Here is a 19,266-nt window from a genome sequence, read left to right as displayed (position 1 = left end):
CGGTGGAGGGGAAGCTGTATAGCATTTTCACCCATCAACCGGTTACAGCCAGGAGGTCAAACCCCATGCACACTTACCATTTCGGCAACGTTTCAGTGATGCGAGTGACCGAACAACGCGGTCCCGGATTTGCCCCCGAAGCGCTGTACCCCGACTGGGATCCCCTGGCGCTGGAACAGCATCACCGCCTCATGGTGCCGGACTGCTTCGACCCGCAATTGAATCGTTTTATCGCCAGCATCCATACCTGGGTGGTCAAGACACCCCATCACACCATCCTGGTCGACAGCTGCGCCGGCAACCACAAGGAACGCCCGGGCATGCCGCGCTTTCATCAACAGCAACTGCCGTTTCTTGAGCGCCTGCTCGAAGCGGGCGTGACGCCCGAGTCGGTGGACTACGTAATGTGCACGCACCTGCACGCCGACCACTGCGGCTGGAACACGCGCCTGATCGATGGGCGCTGGGTGCCGACGTTTCCAAACGCCAAGTACGTTTTTTCCCGCGCGGAACATGAGTACTGGCTCGACCAGATAGGTCAGGACAGCTTCAACGCCAACGTGTTTGAAGACAGCGTGCTGCCGGTGATTGAGCAGGGCCAGGCGCAAATCGTCGATAACGAGGGCCTGATCGGCGACGCCTTGCTGATTCATCCCACGCCGGGCCACAGCGTCGGACATCTGGCCATCGAACTGGTGCACCGCGCCCAAGGGGCCATTTTCAGCGGCGACATCATGCACCAACCCCTGCAGGTGTTCCGCCCCGAGTGGAACAGCTGTTTTTGCAGCCACCCACAACAGGCGCGAGCCTCACGTCACTGGTTGCTGGAACAGGCCGCCGGGCGCGGCCTGACCGTGTTCACCAGCCACTTCGCCAAAACTTCGGCAGGCCTTGTGACCGAAGCGAACGGCCAGTTCGACTGGCGTTTTATCTGACTTGATCGGGAGCAACTCAATGACAGCACTTACCTGTACCGAATTCATGATCCCCAGTGGTACGCCAGGCATCGAACTGTACGTACGCAACAAACGGCGCTCGGACATGGCCGACTGGTCGGGCGAAAAAACCGTGCTGTTCGTCGCAGGTTCTACCTATCCAGCGTCGAGCACGTTTGACCTGCCACTTGATGGCCAGTCCTGGATGGACCAACTGGCGCAACAGGGTTATGACACCTACCTGGTGGACGTGCGCGGGTATGGCCGCTCCAGCAAACCCGCAGAGCTTGCACAACCCGCTGCAGACAACCCACCGGTGGTACGCACACCGGTTGCAACCGACGATGTCGCCACGGCCGCGGCTTTTGTGCGCAAACGCAACGGAGTCAGCCGTATCAACTTGATTGGCTGGTCGTGGGGCACCTCGTTGATGGCGAACTATACTGCCGAGCACAACGACAAGGTGGTCAAGTTGGTGCTGGTGGCGCCGCAATGGATTCGCGATACCCCGAGCCTGGCCGACAGCGGCGGCGCACTGGGGGCCTACCGAATCGTCAACCGCAGCGAGGCCAAGGCGCGCTGGCTCAATGGCGTACCCGCCGAACGCCACGAAGCCGTACTGCCCGAAGCCTGGTTTGAAGCCTGGGCCGTCGCTACCTTCGGCCCCTGCGAAACACAGATCAAGGCCCCTAACGGTACTGTACAAGACAGTCGCGAATTCTGGGCCGCCGGACGTTCACTATACGATCCGGCCATGATCAGGGTGCCGGTGCTGATCGTGCATGCCGACGGTGACCGTGACTGTCCGCTGGAGATGTCCCGTACGGTGTTTTCAAAACTGATCAATGCCGTCTACCGGCGCTGGGTGGAAATCGGCGAAGGCACACACAGCGTGTTTATGGAGCGCAATCGCTGGCAGGTAATTGGAGCAGTGCGCCAGTTCTTAGATGAGTGAATCTCCCCGGTTTTCCTGGATATGCCGAAGTCTCGAAAAGGTGCAGGCTAAGAAGGTTCAATCAGTCCGTTCATGTCCGAAAACTGCCCCCTGTGAGGGGCAGTTTTGGGTCGGTAGCGGTCGTTTGTGAGCGTCCGCTATTGGCCGATAGCGGTCGGTCTGTAATCGGCCGAAGGGCCATGCTTTACCCCTGGGTGTATTCGCGTTGCGGTTTCGCCTTTGTTGAACCCGCAACGCGGAAGGAGCCCAGGGGGTGCTGTTGGTCGATGGCTGCCTTTGGCAAAGGGCTGCTATCGACCCAGGTTGTGTGAAAACGAGCTGGAAGCAGTTAACTAAACGTGATGCAGACTGGTTCCATCTCTACCAACGAATTTTCACAGGCCCCTACGAGATCTCGCACACAGTAAAGCCTCCATCCCTTACCTGATCCCCACTTTGCCGCGACAGGTTCAAGCGAAGACTTTTCCTCCTGTGTTGCGCGAGCCCAATCATCGTGCCCGATCTCAGCGATCAATTGAGCCTGGTAGACCTGTAAGAATGGAAGCAAGTTTTTCGCTTGTTCAACCTCTATGAGGACAAATTCTGCTGTATCGAGTTGCTGTTTAACATTTTCGATCAGTTCGTGAGCCTGCAACGGGAGTGCCTCTAACACAGCCTCCAAGGCTGGTCCGGATTTGTCAGCACTTTGGAAGGTGCCGCAGATGATGTTCCCTCCTGCCATATCTTTCCCCTATCGTGGTTTCGAAGCTTGGATTAGGCAGCTCGCGATTACGTGTCTAACGTCGATTTTTTGCTGATCTACGCCCGTTGCGAGCGGCCAATGAATCCAAGGCCTGATGAAAAATCCTGCGATTCTCTGACCTTCTGGTGGTCGAGATCGTGACGGGACCTTTCAATCATTTCTTACCTGTTTGAGCCAGTTCCAGAAATGATCACTGGATTCATGCGCGTCCATGCTTGTTGTGCTTGAGATGAGATCTGATGCGCGCGCCGGGACGCTGAGGCCAAGCGTGCGTTCCACGTACGCCCGCAATGCCCTAGGTGGTGCTGGGTAGTCATCATCTGCGTATTGCTGCTCCCGCAGTTCGGCCGGTGTTCTCGTAAACTCCTCTGGCCAGCAGTGCTCGTTGTAACCGATGGCCAGTAAGCGAATCAGGTCTTGCGTACTATTGGTCAAGACGCAGAGCATGTCTGATCCCGAGCCCGAGCCAAGATGGACGATTCGCTGCTGATCGTGGTCGTCCAGCCATAACCCTGCCCACGATCCATCGCCACCAGTCCTGAGGAATATTGATAGCCGCTCGTTTACTCTGGGATCTTCGCAGGCCGTCCATCGAGCAGTATCGGCGGAGTCCGGAACGTGAAAGGCGGTGATAGCGCTGTTGTTGTATTCAGGTTCGGGATGCAAAGTCATGTAGCGGCCCCCGGTCCGATAGTGACGGACGCAGCCTAGTGCTTCCAAGAATTCCATGGTCTGTCGTAATACTGGAGGTACCGGGTTGCTTGCCGGGAAGGCGGCTACTAATTCGTCGGTGAAGTTCATGTCTTTCCTGACCATTGTCTTTAGTGAGTATCGTGAATGAAGGTGGATTGCTATGCCTGGAATATATCGCCATGTACCACCCAATGCCCGCTTCTGGCCGAAAGCTGACGGCCACGACTGACCGTTTTGGCCGGCTCCGGTCTTTCGCGACCAGCTACAATCCACCCATTTCAGACGTTCCCGTACGCCCAGGCACGCATTCCCAGTAAGCGGAGCGAATGACTTGAGTCGCCTGTCAGGAGCTGAGCTGGTCGAATAGCTCTTGCAGGAAAACATCGCCCGCCACTGAGTCTGATAGCAAATAATGCCCAGACCAAATGTCCCAGCCAGCGGCTAGGCTGAACTCAGCACATTGGAAATTCTGGTGAATTTTTTCATCAACGCCTATGACAGGTGAGCCCAATCGTTTGAACCCTCGGCGTTTGATCAGGTTTTCAGCTAGCGATAGCCAACAAGCGTCTGACAACGCGTTGAAACTGAGTGTCAGGTGTCCATTGGCTGCCGTATCGAGAGTTGGGCTCATCTATTATTGCCGTCTAAGGTTTGGCGTGAAGGGAATGTACAAACGTGGCTGCGGGGGCGTTGTTTAGGTGAGTGATCAAGTTTGAGACCGTTTTATCGCGTTGGCGAGCTGTTTGGTGTTGTTACACAATTCAATGAATTTTTCGTTTAGCTCGACATGACCTGGATTCCAAGAAAGGACGCCATCGACATAGCTTTGACCAAGAATGAGTTCATTTAATGAGCCCATTCCGCCATAGGCCGACAGTAGATACTCAATCCCAGAGTAATCAGAACCCAGCAATAGTCTTGGCAGCCGCAAGCATGCTGGATTTCAAGGCAGATGCCGGAGGGCTGGGCCAGTTATCCAGCACTCAGCCCTTCAGGCTTTCACCAGCCTGTAAAAGTCTTCCAGCGCCTGGCGAAATTCCGTCAGGGAAAAGCTGATCGGGCGATTCTCGACGTCCCATCGAGTGGTCATACCGACTTCCAGACCGCTGGACACGCTCAACCCAAAACGGCGCCAGTGCAGCGTCTCTCCGTCAATCACTTGTTCGGTCATCAGCACAAAGCAATCGAAGTCCATGTCATCGCTGCAGACCAGCAGCGGAACTGGCGTCGATGTGCCGTCTTCTGCGGGCGTAAAACGCCGCTGGGCGAGCGCGCCTTCTTCCTCGTCCAGCAACCAGATCAATGAAAGGCCGTTCAGGTCGAGATCGGGGTATTCGAGGTGACTGTTTAGCCATTCCTCAATCGGTACATCGTCGATAAACAGCCAGGCACAACGGCTACGGCTGAATTTCGCTTGATGGTAAGCGGCATGGATGCGGTGATGCATAGGGAGTCCATTCAACGATAGAGGGCCGGGGGGCGCCTGGTGGGAAAGCGCTTGAGTCCGCGTGAGTCACTGAACAGGTTATCGCCAGGTTCAACGGTTGCTGAAGGGGTCAAGCCATGTCGAGGTATCTTTGCCCAGCGTTGAACAGATCAAGGCACTCAACCGACTCATCCTTTCGCAGCAAACCGCCACGCCTTGGGTGCGAGACCTGTCTCCCGCTTGAAAGCATGGCTGAAGGCGCTTTCGGATGCGTACCCCAGCGCCTGCGCAACCGTGCCGATAGGCTCGTTCCCCTCACGTAGCGCGCGCTCAGCCAGCCGCATCCGCCAATGTGTGAGGTACGCGATTGGCGTCATCCCCGCCACGGTGCGAAAGTGGTGTGCAAACGTCGTTCGTGACATGGCGCATGCGCGTGCCAGGTCTTCCAGGTGCCACGAGCGGGCAGGATCGCCGTGCATCAGTTGCAGGGCCGGTGCAAGACGGGCATTGCCAAGCACGGCCAGCCATCCCGCCAGCGGTGCACCGTTGGTTTCCAGGTGAGCGCGCAGGATCTGGATGAACAGCAGTTGAGCCAAGTGCGCGGATGCCAACTGCGCGCCTGGCTTTGGGGTTAGCCGTTCTTGCACCAGTTGATCAAGCAGCCCGCGAAAAGAAGCGGCCTCAGGCGCCGCCGCTGGCACGTGAATCCACGGCGGCAGGACCTGTTTCAACAGCCTCCCACTGACAGGGTCGAGGAGTACGTGACCCCCAATGTGTGCGAAATCGTCGCCCTCACCAATGGGCGCGTGGGATTTGCCCGGGCCCGAAAACACACGCATTGCATCGGTGGGTTCGACCTCCGGATCACTGGCGAGTACGAAAGCGCGTTTGGCACTGAGTAGCCCCACATCACCCGTGCGGAACAACATCGGGCTTTCGTCGCCTTCGAACGTGACCCAGCAACTGCCTTTGATGACCGCAAAGAATTTGATGTTGTCCGGAGCGGGAAAACGCAGCGCCCAGCGCCCGCCTGCGGTAAAACCGCCTGTCACCAGCGATTCGGCGCGGGCGAGTTTGAGGATGTCGGAAAAAGGATCGTTGTGCATTTCCGTACTATCGCGCAAGCCTGGCGTACGATCAAATATTCAGAATCCGGTAGCAGGCCGGTAGCCTTTCCTGACGATCAATCCGGTGAGGAAGGCAGGCATGAGTGAACACATTGTATTGGTAACCGGTGGCACAGGTTTTATAGCCCAATACTGCATCATCACACTGCTGGAGAAGGGCTTTAAGGTCCGTACGACTGTGCGCACGCTGGCGCGCGAAGCTGAAGTGCGCAGGCATCTGAAACAACGCAATGTCGACCCGGGGAGCGACCTGTCGTTTGTGGTCGCCGACTTGATGTCCGATGACGGTTGGAAAGAGGCCGTCGCCGGTTGTCGCTACGTGATTCACGGTGCATCGCCTACGCCGTCAGGCAACCAGGTGACTGAAGCGGACTGGGTCAATCCAGCCATTGAAGGAAACTTGCGTGTACTGCGCGCCGCGAGCGAGGCGGGAGTCAAGCGTGTTGTCCTCACCTCGGCGTTTGGTGCGGTCGGCGTGGGCCATTCAGCTGACTACCGCCGTCCGTTTGATGAGACCGACTGGAGTGATGTCAGCGGCGATGTCTGGGCGTATCAGAAATCAAAAACGCTGGCGGAACGCGCGGCCTGGGAATTCATCCAGAGTGCGCAAGGGCAAGGTCTTGAACTGGCGGCAATCAACCCGGTCGCGGTGCTGGGCCCGGTATTGGGCGCAACCTATTCTCACTCCACCCGGATCATCAAAGACATGCTGGAAGGACAGCCTGGCTGCCCGAACATCAATTCGTGTTTCGTGGATGTCAGGGATGTGGCCGAGTTGCACCTGCTGGCCATGACGCATCCGGCCGCTAACGGCGAACGTTTCCTGGCCAGTTCGGGCGACAGCTTGCCGATGGTCCAGGTGGCACGCACGCTGCGCGATCATCTGGGTGAGGCTGCTAGGAATGTTTCCACTCAGGAACTGAGCGATGACAACATTCGTGCCGCTGCCAAAACGAATCCGATGCTGCTGGGCATGGTCAAGCTGTTGGGCGTCGATATGAGCGTCACGGCGGCCAAGGCCATGACACTGTTGGGCTGGGCACCTCGTAGCCCGGAAGACGCGATTATTGCAACGGCCAGGAGTTTTATCGAACTCGGCTTGATTGAACCTCGCTGAGGTGAGGCATGCGGGCGTTTGATGGCTGGCAACCGCGCGCTTCGGGTCGAAAGCAGCCTGATGTGAGGGGCTGCCCATACGCCCGCTCCATGATGACGCGCGGAGCGGGAATCATCGGCACCACTGACTTGATGAAAATGTTAACGGCATAAAAAACGGTTTTTTACCTCAGCTAAAGGGCTGTAAGAGGTTGCTTCGCCGTTTTGACTGTTCCAGAAAACGTCGTAACCTTGATCCGCTTGCGAAACCTGAGAGAGGTCTTCTCGCGTCGATATAGAAAGCCCAGTCTGACGTTACACACTCTAGGCCAGAAGCTGATGCAACGTAGTGGGTTGCGTTGGTGGATACATTGATAACGTGTGTAATTGCGCCATCACTGTCGGGCGGACGTTCTGGCCTAGATATCCTACGATGACTGACTGCGGTCACTCTGATTTTATGACTCCCGTGTGCTTAGAGGCCTCTCTTGGATATCAACCGGCTACTGAAAAAGCGTCAACTGAACGTCCAGGAACAGAATACGATCACGGCACATAACATTTCGATCACCGCTAGCTATTGGCGGGGCAGGGGAGTTCCTGCTTGCTTGGCCGAGTACGCCGAAAGCCAAGGTGTAGTCTGGTCTGATACCGTCGTCCTCAAATTGGAAATAGATTTTCCCGGCATGCCCAGCTTGTTCGGACTACTGCTCACTCAAACCGAACAATTCATTGCGTTCGAGGTTGACACTGATAGTGCACACCTGACGATTCAAACAGTCGAGCGCTGGGAGGACATCTCTGCTCATCAGGATTACTCGCTGTCGAAAAGAGGTGTGAGAAAAGGTTTTGCAGCTATAGCTTTAGAGGAAAGACGGCAACTCCTTGCGCTGCCGCAATATGAATCGCCCCTCTAATGCTTCGCTCATTGAAAAGGCTTTCCCGTGCTCAGGAAGTGACTCGCCGCGCGGGACTGTACTGAGTCTATTGCTACCATCATAGATTGACGGCCTCTAACCCAGTGTTTATGCGTCATGCGCAGGGCTGGCCCACTGTCCGATAAAGCTGCCAATTCTGCGCTCGATGTCACTTTCAACTGTCCGCAGCCGCAAAATAGGAATGCCACTTCTCGCCAGAATCTCGTTTTTCATGGCGTCCCGAGCAGCCTGCACGGGGTGGTCGTGGTACCCGCCGTCGACCTCGATCACCCCTATCGGTTTCTTGCCTACTTTGAAATAGATCACGAAATCGCAACTGGCGCGCCTCATGAACGCTCGCTGAGGCTCCGTCCAGTCGAGGCTACCCGGCGAGGCAATCTTATCCAGGTCGATCTGTGTGTGGAACTTCAATGCCTGGCACGCTGGGGCCGACAGCGCTTCGCGCAGCAACTGTGCCACGATCTGCTCGGATTTGTAGCGTGAATCCTCGGACCGCAAGCGGGCATCCAAGCGTGCCAGAGACTGGTCGTATTCGCGGTACAGCAAGTCGAATGCCGACACCACCGGCGCGCGTACGATCTGCTCATCTTGCGCGTAATAGCTGATGTAGCGGATCAGTGCGGCGATGTGGCTATTGTTGTCAGTGAATACCTCGTCGCCGGTCACCAGGGTGAAGCGATGTTTGGCCCGGGAAACTGCCACGTTGACCATGCGGGGGTCGTCGACGAAATCCAAGCGTGTTCGCGTCTGGTTGTAGCGCTTCTTGTCCAGCACGGTGGAGAAGACAATTTCGTCGCATTCGCGCCCCTGAAACTTGTGCACGGTGTCCTTGACGAAATCCGTCGGCAAGTGTGTGTTGCAAAGGTTGACTTGCGCCCGGAACGGGGCGATGTAGCCACGACCTTCGCCGTCCATTCCGACCGGCGGCCCTTCGTTCTCGAGCACCTTCAGTAGCGAGTCCAATTCCCGAAGGTTGGTGTTCTTTCTGGCGTGATTACCCTTGGCTGTCACCACCAGGCGAAGGGGGGCTTCGCCCTTGTCCTCGGTCATCGGCACCAGTGCGTTGTCGTAGAACTGCTGGTTGCAGAACTGGATGATCCTGGGGTGACAGCGGTAATGTTCTTTCAGCAGGGTTCTGGGCAGCGCGTCCTGGAATACGGCAATGCACGAATCCAGCAGGCTGTAGACCTCGCAATCGTAGGCCTCGTCGGGTGCTTGAAGCCCCAGTGCCACAGGGATATGTGGCAACTGACGGTTGTCTCCAACGACGATCAGATTCTTTGCGCAGCCCAGTGGCAGGATGCCCGGCACGATGTCCTGCAAAGAGGCTTCGTCGATGATTACGTAGTCGAGAACCGCTCCCGGCGCGATCGAATTGACGATGGAGTGCGTACCGCTGCCCAGTATGGGAAATCGCTGCACGAAGGCATCGAAATGCCTGCAGTAAGTTTTGACATCAAAGCTGCCCTGCGGCGGTTCCTGAAGTTGCAGGTGCTGCTTCAGGTGGTGCATCGATGCCGTTGTCAGTTCTTTCAGCAGGGCCGTAAAATTCGCGCGTGCCAACGATTCGCGGCACTCGCGTAGCTCCGTCTCCTTATCCCGTACCGACTTGTCGTAGTAATGCATCTGCAGTGCGTGGAAAACCGCTATGCGCGCCTCGCCCTCAGCGAATGGTTGAGTGCGAAAAATCCTGAATTTGAACAGTAGCTCGATGCGGTCTTTGAAATGAATGCGCTGTTCGCCGAGGTAAGCCAGGTAAGCCATGAGGTCTGCAGTCTTGCGCGGTGTCAGGCCGTACTTGTCGAGCGAACCTGTGGTCTGCACATCACTTTCGGCCTGCCACTGCTGCAGGTAGCGCCGCTCGATGACCAACTCGTCCAGCTCGATTTGCAGTTGTGCCGCCCTGTTATGGTCTTGTAGATGCTTCTTCAAGCGAGTCAGCAAGGTCTGAATCTCATCTAGGGACGGTGCCGACTCAGGCGCACTTGATGGCCACGCAGGCAGGTCGGCGAAGAAGGCCTCACGTTTGTCCTGGTTGCCAAGCTTGGCGACCAAGTGGCCCAGACCGTATTTCTCCAGCTTTTCGTAGACGTTTTCCACGGCAGCATTGTTGTTGGACAGCACCGCTACCGTCTGCCCACGTAACAGAATATTGGCGAGGATGTTGAGGATCGTCTGGGTCTTGCCGGTCCCGGGTGGACCCTCGATCACGCTGATTTGCGCGCTGAACGCCTGCTCCACCGCCTGAAGTTGACTTTCGTTAAGCCCGAACGGATAGATGAGGTCCTGACCTGGCGCCAGCGTGCCATTGCGCCCCGAACAATAGGCTTGCAAGGCGGTGCCAGCAATGGCGGGCAGTTTTCCGAGCTGGCGCACCACATTGTTGGCAATTTCACGATCAGTCTTCGACTCGGCGTGATCCTGTCGGGCATTCGCCACGGTAGTGAAGTAGCGGAAGACAGGCGATTCTTTCATTGATGTCGTGGCCGTAAAGCCGATACCGTCCATCTTGTAGACGTAGGGTTTTTTGGCTCCCGTGTAGTGCACGACGGCATATCGCTCGCCGTAAATCGTAGCTTTAGCAATGGGCGTGACGACCGCGCTGCCGGATTTGTGCATCAGTACATCGGTCAATTCGCGGGTGGGCGAAACATGGCAGTTACTGAGCGGGCGAGTGTATTTCTTGTTGGAGGGGAAGTGACAGGTCAGCTCCAGGGCTTCGTACTTTTCGCTCCAGCGAATCGCCCAGTCGCTGATTTTTGCAGTCTTGTCCTCACCATCCATCTGAATCGAAGCCATCTTCCATTTCCCTATGCGTCTGACATCCGGCTTTGCTGTGCACCGGATGCTGCTTTCTCCAAGAGGAGTTATATTGCCATCATTGCGTGGAGGGTAGAAAGACGGTGGAAGTTGTACGCGATCGGGGCAGCAGTTGCTAATGAGCCGGCTGCGCAAGTAAATAACTAAGGATTGAATGAACGATGGAAGCCAACAGCCGTCCTTTGCTGCGAATCTTCGAGCCCACAGTGTGCTACCAGATTCCGCTGTTCCAGCGGCCATATGTCTGGAAGCGTGAAGATAACTGGCTGCCGCTCTGGGAGGACCTTGAGCGCCTGCTCGGGGTGGTGCTGGCTGGTGAGAAGCTGCGCCCTCACTTCCTCGGTGCAGTGGTGCTTGAGCAACTGCGTAATGACACCGGTTCGGTGCAGGGGCGTCAGGTCATTGATGGGCAGCAGCGCTTCACCACCTTGCAGCTTCTGCTGATCGCCGCCCGCGACCTTTGCCGCAACCGGGGCAGCGAGCGCTTTGCCGGACGCTTCGAGTCGATGGTCTCCAACAGTGACACGATGGTCGATGACCCGTCGGAGGTGCCCAAACTGTTGCCAACCAATGCCGATCGTCACGCGTTTGCCTGGGTACATGGCGTGGGCAGTCCGGATGCGTTGTTGCAGCAGGCGAGCAAGAAGGGCGTCGATTTCAGCTACGATCAGGGCATCGTCGGCGCATACCTGTACTTCTATCGGCAGTTCGAGGATTGGTTGCAGCCAGAGGCTGAAGAAACCAAAGATTCGCCGGAGAAGCTGCTGGATGCGCTTTGGGCCGTGGTTCGTAATGGCTTGCAGTTGGTGGTCATTGATCTTGGTGAAGACGACGAATCGCAAGTGATCTTTGAAACGCTCAATGCCCGTGGCACGCAATTGCTGCCGGCGGATCTGATCAAGAACTTTCTATTCCGGCGCGCTCAAAGTGAAGGCGGTGATATCGACACGCTATACGAAGAGCATTGGGCGGAGTTCGATGGCGAGTTCTGGCGTCAAGAGGTCAAGCAGGGGCGGGAAAACCGTCCACGTATTGACATCTTCATCCGCCATTTCCTGACCTTGGCGATGCGCCGCGACATTCGCGTCGGCCACATCTTCAACGAATACAAGAACTACGTGCAGCACACAGCCGACTGGAGCTCTTGTTTCATCGATCCAGCCAACTCCGCCAGTGAGCATATCGCGCTGCTTAAGATCTATGCCGAGCATTTTCGCCAGTTCTCTTCGCCTACGGCAGGATCTCGTCTGGCACGTTTTCTGGCGCGCCTTGGGGTAATCGATACGTCGACGGTTTATCCGTTGCTGCTGTTATGTAGCCAGCGACTGCTTCCGCAGCAGCAAACCGAGTTCGAGGCGATCCTGACGGTCCTTGAGTCCTATCTGTTCCGTCGGATGATCTGTGGCCTAACCACCAAAAACTACAACCGACTATTCCTGGATCTGATTCGTCATCTTGAGCGGGAAAAAAGAATTACGGCCCACGTGGTTGGTGCGTTCCTACTCTCCGGCGAAGGGGAAAGTGTGCGCTTCCCGAAAGACGGTGAGCTGAGCATTGCACTACTCGACTTCCCGCTGTACCAGTGGTGGCCCCAGTACCGTGTGCGTGCGGTACTCAAGGCTTTGGAGGGTGGGCTGGCGCATGTAAAAAGCGAGGCTATCAGCCTGCCGAAGGGGTTGACCATCGAGCATATTCTGCCTGTGAGCTGGCAGGAGCACTGGCCGCTGCCTGCAGAGGTGCAGAATGATGCCCAGGCAAAGGTGGAGTTCAGCCAACGTCGTGATCTAATCAAACACACGCTGGGCAATTTGACACTCGTGACCAGCAGCCTGAACCCTGCGTTGTCCAACTCCGCCTGGTCAGCCAAGAAGCCGGAGCTTTTGAAGTGGAGCAAGTTGAATCTCAGCCGTGACTTGCATGACCATGAAGAATGGTCGGAGCAGGAAATTTTCGCCAGGGGAGCGGTGCTGGCCAAGTCTGCGATGCAGATCTGGCCATATCCGGACGTCGATCAGTAGCAACAGGGAGCGGGAGCTTCGTTAGCAACGTGCGTCCAAAGTCACTTTACTGAGGACCGTTTCTATCTATCTGAAAGCTGGCATAGCGCTGTACTTGTTCCTTTTTCACCTCTGGGTCACAGACTCCATGGGGTGGCTTTTCTATTTGTTCAGCTTTCCCGGCATTCTCATCGGGGCCTTGCTTGGGGTTGTTTTCAGCCCCTCGCGGAAGGTGTTCAAGGCGCTGGCGGCGTTTGCGTGGGTGGTGACTGGGATAGGGGGGATTGGGCGGTGCTTGCTGTGATGGTCATGTAGGCGTCCTCGGTGGTCACTCGCGAACTTCCCTCAATCCCTTGAATGCAGGCGAGCCAGCTTATGATTTTGAACCCCGTCATTACCGCTCATTTGGTCGCTGAAGCCAGGGAGCTTTCGGCGTCACCGCGTTGGCAATATCCAGACACTCCCGGGTCGGTGCAAATAGTGGAGTTGAGTGAGCGCCTGTGTTCTCCAACGATGTACACGACAAATTTCGCCGCCTGGCTCCTAACTTGCAGTCACGATAAGTCGCGCGCACCTCGGGAAAAGATGTTCACCAATGTGCCATCTGGGTCGCGCAACAGCGCCGAGGTATTACCCCAAGGCATCAGTGTGATCGGCATTACGACTTCTGCGTTTGCCTTTTCTGCGAGCATCAAGGCCGCCTCCACGTCGTCGACTTCGAACTCCAGGATAGCGGAGCGATTTGCCGCCGCCGAGGCAAGCCCATTGTTAAAAAGCCGGATCAAGCGTTCTTCGCTGATTGCCAAAACGATGCCATTGAAATGAATTTCGGCGAATCCCTCAGCGAGATGCTTAGGCTCAATGGCGCAGAGTGTTTTGTAGAAGTCGACGACGCGTTTGAAGTTTTGGGTGACGATACGTACGGAGGCAAAGTTCATGAGCAGACCTGGCGAGAGGGAGAAATCTCACCTTAAAGCCAACCCGTGTCAGTTTCTGACAGTATCGTTATGCCCCTTGCCGGCATCGAGCGACGCCATTCTTCAAGCAACGCCTGTTTGCTTTGAGGGTAGCGATCCGTTGAGAGCACCACTTGATTGATACGATCAGTACGAAAATTGCGGAAAGCCCCTCTCAGTTCGCACCAGCACATTAACACCTGCACCCGCTCGAAGTATGCGAGTGCAAACGGCCAGACTGTGCGTTGGGAGACTGCTCCAGCGGCAGTCTGGTAGCTCAGTTCCAGCTTGCGTTCAAGCCGGACGCTCTCCCTTAGAAGGCCCGAGTGAGCTGTGGCATCTGTCGATGTTTGTTCCATGCCAGCAAACAGCGTGGAGACCTCCAATTCGCGCCGCAGGGGCGGTGGCAAAACCGCCGATATTTTTGTCAGCATCGCCTGCGCACCTTGCGTCAGCTCGCTGTCTCGGCGCTCCATTACCAGCCGCATCCCAAGAACCAGCGCTTCCAATTCGACGGAGCCGAACATCAGTGGAGGCAGCATGAAGCCGGGTTTCATGATGTAGCCGACGCCGACACCCCCTTCGATTGCCGCGCCCTGTGCCTTCAGGCTGGCAATGTCGCGATAGAGTGTGCGAACCCCGATGCCGAGTTCGTCAGCTAGCGTTTGCCCGCTGACGGCATGCCGGTAGCGTCGCAGGATTTGCAGGAGATTGAGGAGGCGTTCAGATCTGGACATGCCGGAAGAATATTGAATATTCAAACCGCGCGCTATTTTCAGGTACCACCGGAATAGGTGGCGTTGTCAGGTTGAGAGGCTACTCGCTAGTTTGAACGTCTACTGCTGGCCGACCTCTGCCGGTCACGATGGGCGAGAGTTGGCCAGCAGCAGGCATCAATGTTTCTAGCAAAGCCGGCATGATTGAGGGGCTGAGGTGTACATCCTCAATTGCCAAGCTAATCCCCAAACTCGAATTGCTGAAACCCCACACGCGTGACATAAATCCAAAAGTCATCCCTTGGTTCATATTGCTCTATGCAAACGCTGTGTTCCTGGCACAGTTCATCTTCGTAGATCAGGATGCGACCCCAATCGAAGTCAGGGTTCTTGGAAATGGCATAGCTAGGGTAAGGCTTGTCGAGATCGAAGTGGATCGAGTACACGAACAACGGAGACGCCCACGGCATGTGGGTTTCGTACAGCCACATCAGCTCGGGCATCTGTGCTTTACAGTGCTGTTCGGCAAACTTCAGTGCCTGGGGCAAGTCATCCCACATGGCTTTGACCACGCGTTGCGCGGCGCCGATCCTGACGTGAGGTGACTCGTTATCGTGGTGCTGGACGTAAATCAATCTGTTGCCGAACTGGAATTCACATTGCCGAACACCCGAGGGGGTACGCCAGTGGCCAAGCATGGATTCGGTCAGTAGATTGATGTCCATATCGGTACCACACAGATGGAAAGGTGCTCAGGTTACCCTCTCGAGCACCAGCCTGGGAATGCCTTAAGCGCTTGGGTTATTTGTCTGACATCCATGGGATCTAACCGGCTGCCTTGGGGCGTTTTAGCCGGTCGCGACTGGCAGAAACCGGCCAAAAGCAGACATTCAGACCGCTAGCAAATACACTGTTGAGAAGATCGCATTGGAAAATTTTGGTGCAAGTGTGCGGCCAAGGAAAAGAGAGGGTTCATGAGCCTTGATCTGTGCTTGGAAGCTGATAGTACGCTCCCAATTTCGACGCTGAGCAAAGCACTTAAAAATGCTGGTGCGTGGAAAATAGAGGTCGCAGGAAATGGGCTATACGCTGAATTTAACTCGGGACTTAAATTGAGTACCAATGACGTACTCGATGACCCTACGATTTATGCTGAGAATACAATGGGTATCGACTTCACTGTCGCGGTGCGTTGTACCATCAGAATTAAAGGGCCCGAACCAGAGGGGGAGTCGGCTATGGAAGACTTGGATAAAATCGCTCAGTCCATATTTCAGTCGTGCTCGGCCTTCTTTCTTATTAGCTTTCAGTTCGAACAAACCTTGTACTGGCGGGATGCGACAGGGCTGCATCGTCCTTGAGGTAGATACCTGCGCGTCCTCTCTCAGACATTTCTGAATGGTATTTTTTCGGACGAAAACACCCCTGAATTTAGGCGCTGCTTTTGGCCGTTTTCTGCCCTTTGTGAGAGGCAGAAAGCGGACTTCAACCGCCGCTTAGCCTCGACCAGCATTTGGGGCGCTGCGATCTTCTGGTTCAGAAAAGTAGCGACCTCCAGGTCTGAAAGCTCGTCAAGCGGCGTATTCCAGGCGTCTCGGCATCGCTCTTGTAACGAAGTTTCGGCCACGCCTTTCCAGGGGCCAATGAGGCTGCTGACGGTCGTCGATTGGGTAAGTCGATTTCTCTTGGTTGGTTACAGGAGGCGCTACCACCACTTCCACCAGGCCTTCTGAACAATCACCTCAGGCGCCAGTGAAGCCCTCTCGGAACTTGCGATCTTCATCGGTGGGACCTCCATGCCATCGAGGCAACCCAGGCCCAGCGGTGGGCTCTCTGTTTTTAGAAAACCCATGATTTCTGCCGAAGCCACCCCATGCAGCAACGACGACGGCGCTCTGTCCCGCCTCAATACCTGTATCCCATTCTCCGGGGCATGCAGACTACTCACATCGCAGCCATCAACGCCCTCCATCAGCAGCGGCTGGACCGTGACTGTCCCAGGCTCATAAGTGATTTCCAGATCACCGCATACACAACGCAGCCTTTGCAGTTCACCCTTCGACGAGAGGCACACAAAATCCAGCCCGTCGTCATCGGTGCAAACGCTGAAAATCTCTAATTGAAGGCTTTTACTGAGCGCCAGGTTCAAGAACGCTCTCTTGAACGTGTTGGCTAGCCGGGCGCTCTCAAGCAGGTTGTATACCCGCGACAACGCTGCCAGTTCTTCAGGCAGCTCAAGCGGTACATCCTTGATGGGCGGCATGGACGTAAAGGGCCATTTGCGTTCTGCGCCTTCCTTGAACGTGTCCAGGTAGAACGACGTGGTGTTTTCATCCCTGTGCAATGACCAGCCAATGCTCTTCGGTAACGTGGAAAGTGGCTCCAGCGCCGGCATCACGTTCATCGCGTGAGCCACGACAAGATATCCCATGGTTTAGATCCTTCTGGTACAGGACTGAATCGGCGAGTGGCTCGAAACGGGCAGGCACAGCGTAGGCAGAAAACATCCACGCTGCCAGAACAGGCTCACAACTTCCCCACACGCGGCTCCTCAAGGTCGAGCAACAGCTCTTCGGTGGCGCGACCAAACTGCTCAGTCAGAAAATCCAGCAACACCCGCACCCGGGGAGCCCGGTAGCGGTTGCCGTGCAACACCGCGTACACGCCGGCCTCACGTACACAAAACTCCGGCAACAGAACTTTCAGCCTTCCGGCACGGATATCGGCCGCGGCGTCCCAAATGGTCTTGCGGGCGATGCCGTGCCCGGCCAGCGCCCAGGCGCGTGCGAGTGCGCCATCGTTGGTTTCCCAGGCCTGGCTCATGGGCACGGTGTGGTTCCATTCCTGGCCGTCCACCGTGAAGTGAAAGGTGTTCAAGGGGCCTGCGGACGTTACCAGCACGATGAACTTGTGCTGATCCAGGTCGGCGGGTGTTTGAGGTTCGCCGTATCGCGCCAGGTAATCGGGTGAGGCGCAGAGTACCCGCCAATTGGGCGCCAGTTGCTTGGCGATCATCGAACTGTCCTGGGGCTGGCCAAACCGGATGGCCAGGTCGACATCGTCCTGCACCAGGTTCGACACCGAATCCGACAAGGTCAGTGCCACGCACAACTGCGGATGCAACGTGCTGAATGCCTCCAGCCAGTCGTTCAAAAGGTTACGGCCAAAATCAGCCGACGCGGATATCCGCACCTTGCCGCGCACCTCTGTTTGACTGGCTTGAAGCCCGGCTTCAGCTTCATCGATCGCCCGCAACGCAACCCAGCACTGCTGCAAGTAAAACCGGCCTTCTTCCGTGAGGCGCAGCTGGCGCGTGGTGCGATCAAACAACTTGGTGCGCAACGCCGCCTCCAGCTTGATAAGCCGCGCGCTCGCCGCAGCAGGCGACAACGCCAGTTTGCGGCCCGCGGCCGACAAACTGCCGAGTGCCGCCGCCTCGACAAACAAACGCATATCACCCAACCGGTCAGTGGCCATATTCAATTCAGTTTTGATAATTCATCAAAGAGTAGGCCAATTATCAAAACCAATGCAATTCCCCACACTGGCGCTTCCTATCCCGTTGAGCACAGGTCATGAACGGCGAATCGCAACTTGAAAATAGCGTTTTAAATCCACCCGGCGAGCACGAACATCGCACCACCGCACGCCTGCCACTGGCGGCCCTGTTGGCCCTGACACTGGGCAGCTTCATCGCCACCGCCAACGAAACCGTCCCCGCAGGGCTGCTGCCGCAAATCGCCGAGGCATTCGGCGTGTCGCAAGCCTGGGCGGGCCAGTTGGTGACACTGTGCGCACTCGGCTCCGGGTTGGCGGCCATTCCGTTGACCCTCGCACTGCAGGGCTGGAGCCGGCGTTTGGTGCTGCTGCTGGCCGTCGCGGTGTTTGTTGTGTGCAACGCGGTGACGGCCCTGTCGCCCTGGTTCTCCTTGACGCTGGCTGCCCGCTTCTTCGTCGGCATCGCCACCGGCCTGGCCTGGAGCCTGCTGGCTGGCTACGCCAGACGACTGGTCCCCCCGGCATTGCACGGCCGCGCCATGGCCCTGGCCATGCTCGGCATCCCACTGGCCCTGGCCCTTGGCGTACCGCTGGGCGCCTGGCTCGGCCAGCTCCTGGGCTGGCGTTGGGTGTTCGGCACGCTCTCCGGGCTGAGCCTGCTACTGATGGCCTGGACCTGCCTCAACGTGCCCGACTACCCAGGCCAGCGCCCCGACCGACGCCTGCCACTGCGCACCGTCCTGCTGACCCCTGGTGTGCGGCCTGTACTGGCGGTGGTCATGCTCTGGATACTGGCGCACTACACGCTCTACACCTACATCGCCGCCTTCCTGGCCTCCGTCGGGATGGCAGATCAGGTGGAGCAGGGGCTCTTTGCGTTCGGCGTGGCGGCGCTGGTTGGGCTATGGATCACGGGCGTGCTGATTGATGGCAGGGTTCGGCGGCTGATGGTGCTGAGCCTTACCGCCTTCACCTGCGTTGCGTTTGCCTTTGGGGTGGGTGGGTTGTCTGTCAGTGCGATTTATATGGGCATGGTGCTGTGGGGCATGAGTTTTGGTGGCGCGCCGACTTTGTTGCAAACCGCCTTGGCGGACGTTGCCGGGGAGGGGGGTGATATTGCGCAGTCGATGTTGGTGACGGTTTTTAACCTGGCGTTTGCGGGGAGTGGGGTAGTGGGTGGGGTGATGTTGGCGACGTGGGGGGCGGGGGGGATTCCGTGGGTGGTGTTGGGGGTGTTGGTGTTGGGGGGGATGGTTGTTTGGGTGGGGAGGGGGGAGGTGTTTGGGGGAAGGAGATTAGTGGTGGATTGAATTATTGCTCTGCGGGAGGCTGTTATTGATCCAATGTTGCCGATCGTGGGAGCCCGCT

The 19,266-nt window shown here is 56.8% G+C and carries 19 protein-coding genes; 7 read left to right on the top strand and 12 right to left on the bottom strand.

Going from position 1 to position 19,266, the window contains the following annotated elements:
* The first annotated feature begins 65 nt into the window (after positions 1 to 65).
* Together ACVWVP_RS21415 and ACVWVP_RS21410 are read left to right on the top strand one after the other, a co-directional pair.
* Complete coding sequence (locus ACVWVP_RS21415) at positions 66 to 935, top strand: MBL fold metallo-hydrolase (RefSeq protein ID WP_395607637.1); 870 nt, start codon at positions 66 to 68, stop codon at positions 933 to 935.
* A gap of 19 nt (positions 936 to 954) precedes the next feature.
* Positions 955 to 1,890 carry an alpha/beta hydrolase gene (locus tag ACVWVP_RS21410; protein WP_395607638.1) on the top strand — a complete coding sequence of 312 codons (936 nt, stop codon included), beginning with the start codon at positions 955 to 957 and terminating at the stop codon, positions 1,888 to 1,890.
* Positions 1,891 to 2,218: 328 nt separating this feature from the next.
* Here ACVWVP_RS21410 and ACVWVP_RS21405 read toward each other — a convergent pair whose 3' ends face one another.
* The 6 genes from ACVWVP_RS21405 to ACVWVP_RS21380 form a co-directional block, all read right to left on the bottom strand.
* Complete coding sequence (locus tag ACVWVP_RS21405) at positions 2,219 to 2,611, bottom strand: hypothetical protein (protein WP_457407865.1); 393 nt, start codon at positions 2,609 to 2,611, stop codon at positions 2,219 to 2,221.
* 171 nt (positions 2,612 to 2,782) lie between these two features.
* Complete coding sequence (locus tag ACVWVP_RS21400) at positions 2,783 to 3,433, bottom strand: hypothetical protein (protein WP_457407863.1); 651 nt, start codon at positions 3,431 to 3,433, stop codon at positions 2,783 to 2,785.
* A gap of 235 nt (positions 3,434 to 3,668) precedes the next feature.
* Positions 3,669 to 3,956, bottom strand: a complete 288-nt coding sequence (locus ACVWVP_RS21395; RefSeq protein WP_178922601.1) for a hypothetical protein — start codon at positions 3,954 to 3,956, stop codon at positions 3,669 to 3,671.
* 75 nt (positions 3,957 to 4,031) lie between these two features.
* Entirely contained in the window at positions 4,032 to 4,238 is a 207-nt protein-coding gene (locus ACVWVP_RS21390) for a DUF6966 domain-containing protein (RefSeq protein WP_372339926.1), read from the bottom strand.
* 78 nt (positions 4,239 to 4,316) lie between these two features.
* Complete coding sequence (locus ACVWVP_RS21385; RefSeq protein WP_178922599.1) at positions 4,317 to 4,772, bottom strand: hypothetical protein; 456 nt, start codon at positions 4,770 to 4,772, stop codon at positions 4,317 to 4,319.
* 167 nt (positions 4,773 to 4,939) lie between these two features.
* Positions 4,940 to 5,857 carry an AraC family transcriptional regulator gene (locus tag ACVWVP_RS21380; RefSeq protein WP_457407859.1) on the bottom strand — a complete coding sequence of 306 codons (918 nt, stop codon included), beginning with the start codon at positions 5,855 to 5,857 and terminating at the stop codon, positions 4,940 to 4,942.
* 100 nt (positions 5,858 to 5,957) lie between these two features.
* Here ACVWVP_RS21380 and ACVWVP_RS21375 point away from each other — a divergent pair, with 100 nt between their 5' ends.
* The gene (locus ACVWVP_RS21375) at positions 5,958 to 6,995 is read left to right on the top strand and encodes an SDR family oxidoreductase (protein ID WP_457407857.1); all 1,038 of its coding nucleotides are present in this window, start codon (positions 5,958 to 5,960) and stop codon (positions 6,993 to 6,995) included.
* Between the two features lie 466 nt (positions 6,996 to 7,461).
* Complete coding sequence (locus ACVWVP_RS21370; RefSeq protein ID WP_457407854.1) at positions 7,462 to 7,890, top strand: hypothetical protein; 429 nt, start codon at positions 7,462 to 7,464, stop codon at positions 7,888 to 7,890.
* A gap of 108 nt (positions 7,891 to 7,998) precedes the next feature.
* On the opposite strand, the gene ACVWVP_RS21365 is transcribed toward ACVWVP_RS21370, so the two are convergent.
* Positions 7,999 to 10,710, bottom strand: a complete 2,712-nt coding sequence (locus tag ACVWVP_RS21365) for an AAA domain-containing protein (RefSeq protein WP_457407852.1) — start codon at positions 10,708 to 10,710, stop codon at positions 7,999 to 8,001.
* Positions 10,711 to 10,892: 182 nt separating this feature from the next.
* On the opposite strand from ACVWVP_RS21365, the gene ACVWVP_RS21360 reads away from it, so the two are divergent.
* Entirely contained in the window at positions 10,893 to 12,749 is a 1,857-nt protein-coding gene (locus tag ACVWVP_RS21360) for a DUF262 domain-containing protein (RefSeq protein WP_457407850.1), read from the top strand.
* A 533-nt stretch (positions 12,750 to 13,282) separates the two neighbouring features.
* Here the strand turns inward: ACVWVP_RS21360 and ACVWVP_RS21355 are convergent.
* From ACVWVP_RS21355 to ACVWVP_RS21345, 3 genes are all read right to left on the bottom strand, one after another.
* Positions 13,283 to 13,666 (bottom strand): VOC family protein, encoded by a 384-nt coding sequence (locus tag ACVWVP_RS21355; protein ID WP_178922591.1) that lies wholly within the window; start codon positions 13,664 to 13,666, stop codon positions 13,283 to 13,285.
* A 32-nt stretch (positions 13,667 to 13,698) separates the two neighbouring features.
* Complete coding sequence (locus ACVWVP_RS21350) at positions 13,699 to 14,445, bottom strand: helix-turn-helix transcriptional regulator (protein WP_457407846.1); 747 nt, start codon at positions 14,443 to 14,445, stop codon at positions 13,699 to 13,701.
* A gap of 194 nt (positions 14,446 to 14,639) precedes the next feature.
* The gene (locus ACVWVP_RS21345) at positions 14,640 to 15,125 is read right to left on the bottom strand and encodes a hypothetical protein (protein WP_457407844.1); all 486 of its coding nucleotides are present in this window, start codon (positions 15,123 to 15,125) and stop codon (positions 14,640 to 14,642) included.
* A 249-nt stretch (positions 15,126 to 15,374) separates the two neighbouring features.
* On the opposite strand from ACVWVP_RS21345, the gene ACVWVP_RS21340 reads away from it, so the two are divergent.
* Complete coding sequence (locus ACVWVP_RS21340; protein ID WP_457407841.1) at positions 15,375 to 15,761, top strand: hypothetical protein; 387 nt, start codon at positions 15,375 to 15,377, stop codon at positions 15,759 to 15,761.
* A 344-nt stretch (positions 15,762 to 16,105) separates the two neighbouring features.
* Here ACVWVP_RS21340 and ACVWVP_RS21335 read toward each other — a convergent pair whose 3' ends face one another.
* Positions 16,106 to 16,831: a hypothetical protein gene (locus tag ACVWVP_RS21335; protein ID WP_457407839.1), complete on the bottom strand. Its 726-nt coding sequence runs from the start codon at positions 16,829 to 16,831 to the stop codon at positions 16,106 to 16,108.
* A 95-nt stretch (positions 16,832 to 16,926) separates the two neighbouring features.
* A complete protein-coding gene (locus ACVWVP_RS21330) occupies positions 16,927 to 17,877 on the bottom strand; it encodes a LysR substrate-binding domain-containing protein (protein ID WP_457407837.1) in 951 nt (316 codons plus the stop codon).
* Between the two features lie 98 nt (positions 17,878 to 17,975).
* Here ACVWVP_RS21330 and ACVWVP_RS21325 point away from each other — a divergent pair, with 98 nt between their 5' ends.
* On the top strand, positions 17,976 to 19,208 hold the full coding sequence (locus ACVWVP_RS21325; protein WP_457407835.1) for an MFS transporter: 1,233 nt from the start codon (positions 17,976 to 17,978) through the stop codon (positions 19,206 to 19,208).
* Positions 19,209 to 19,266 lie beyond the last annotated feature (58 nt).

This window comes from Pseudomonas sp. TE24901 (genome assembly GCF_054058375.1).
The sequence above is the reverse complement of the archived record's forward strand: the minus strand, read 5'-3'. Positions and strand labels throughout refer to the sequence as shown.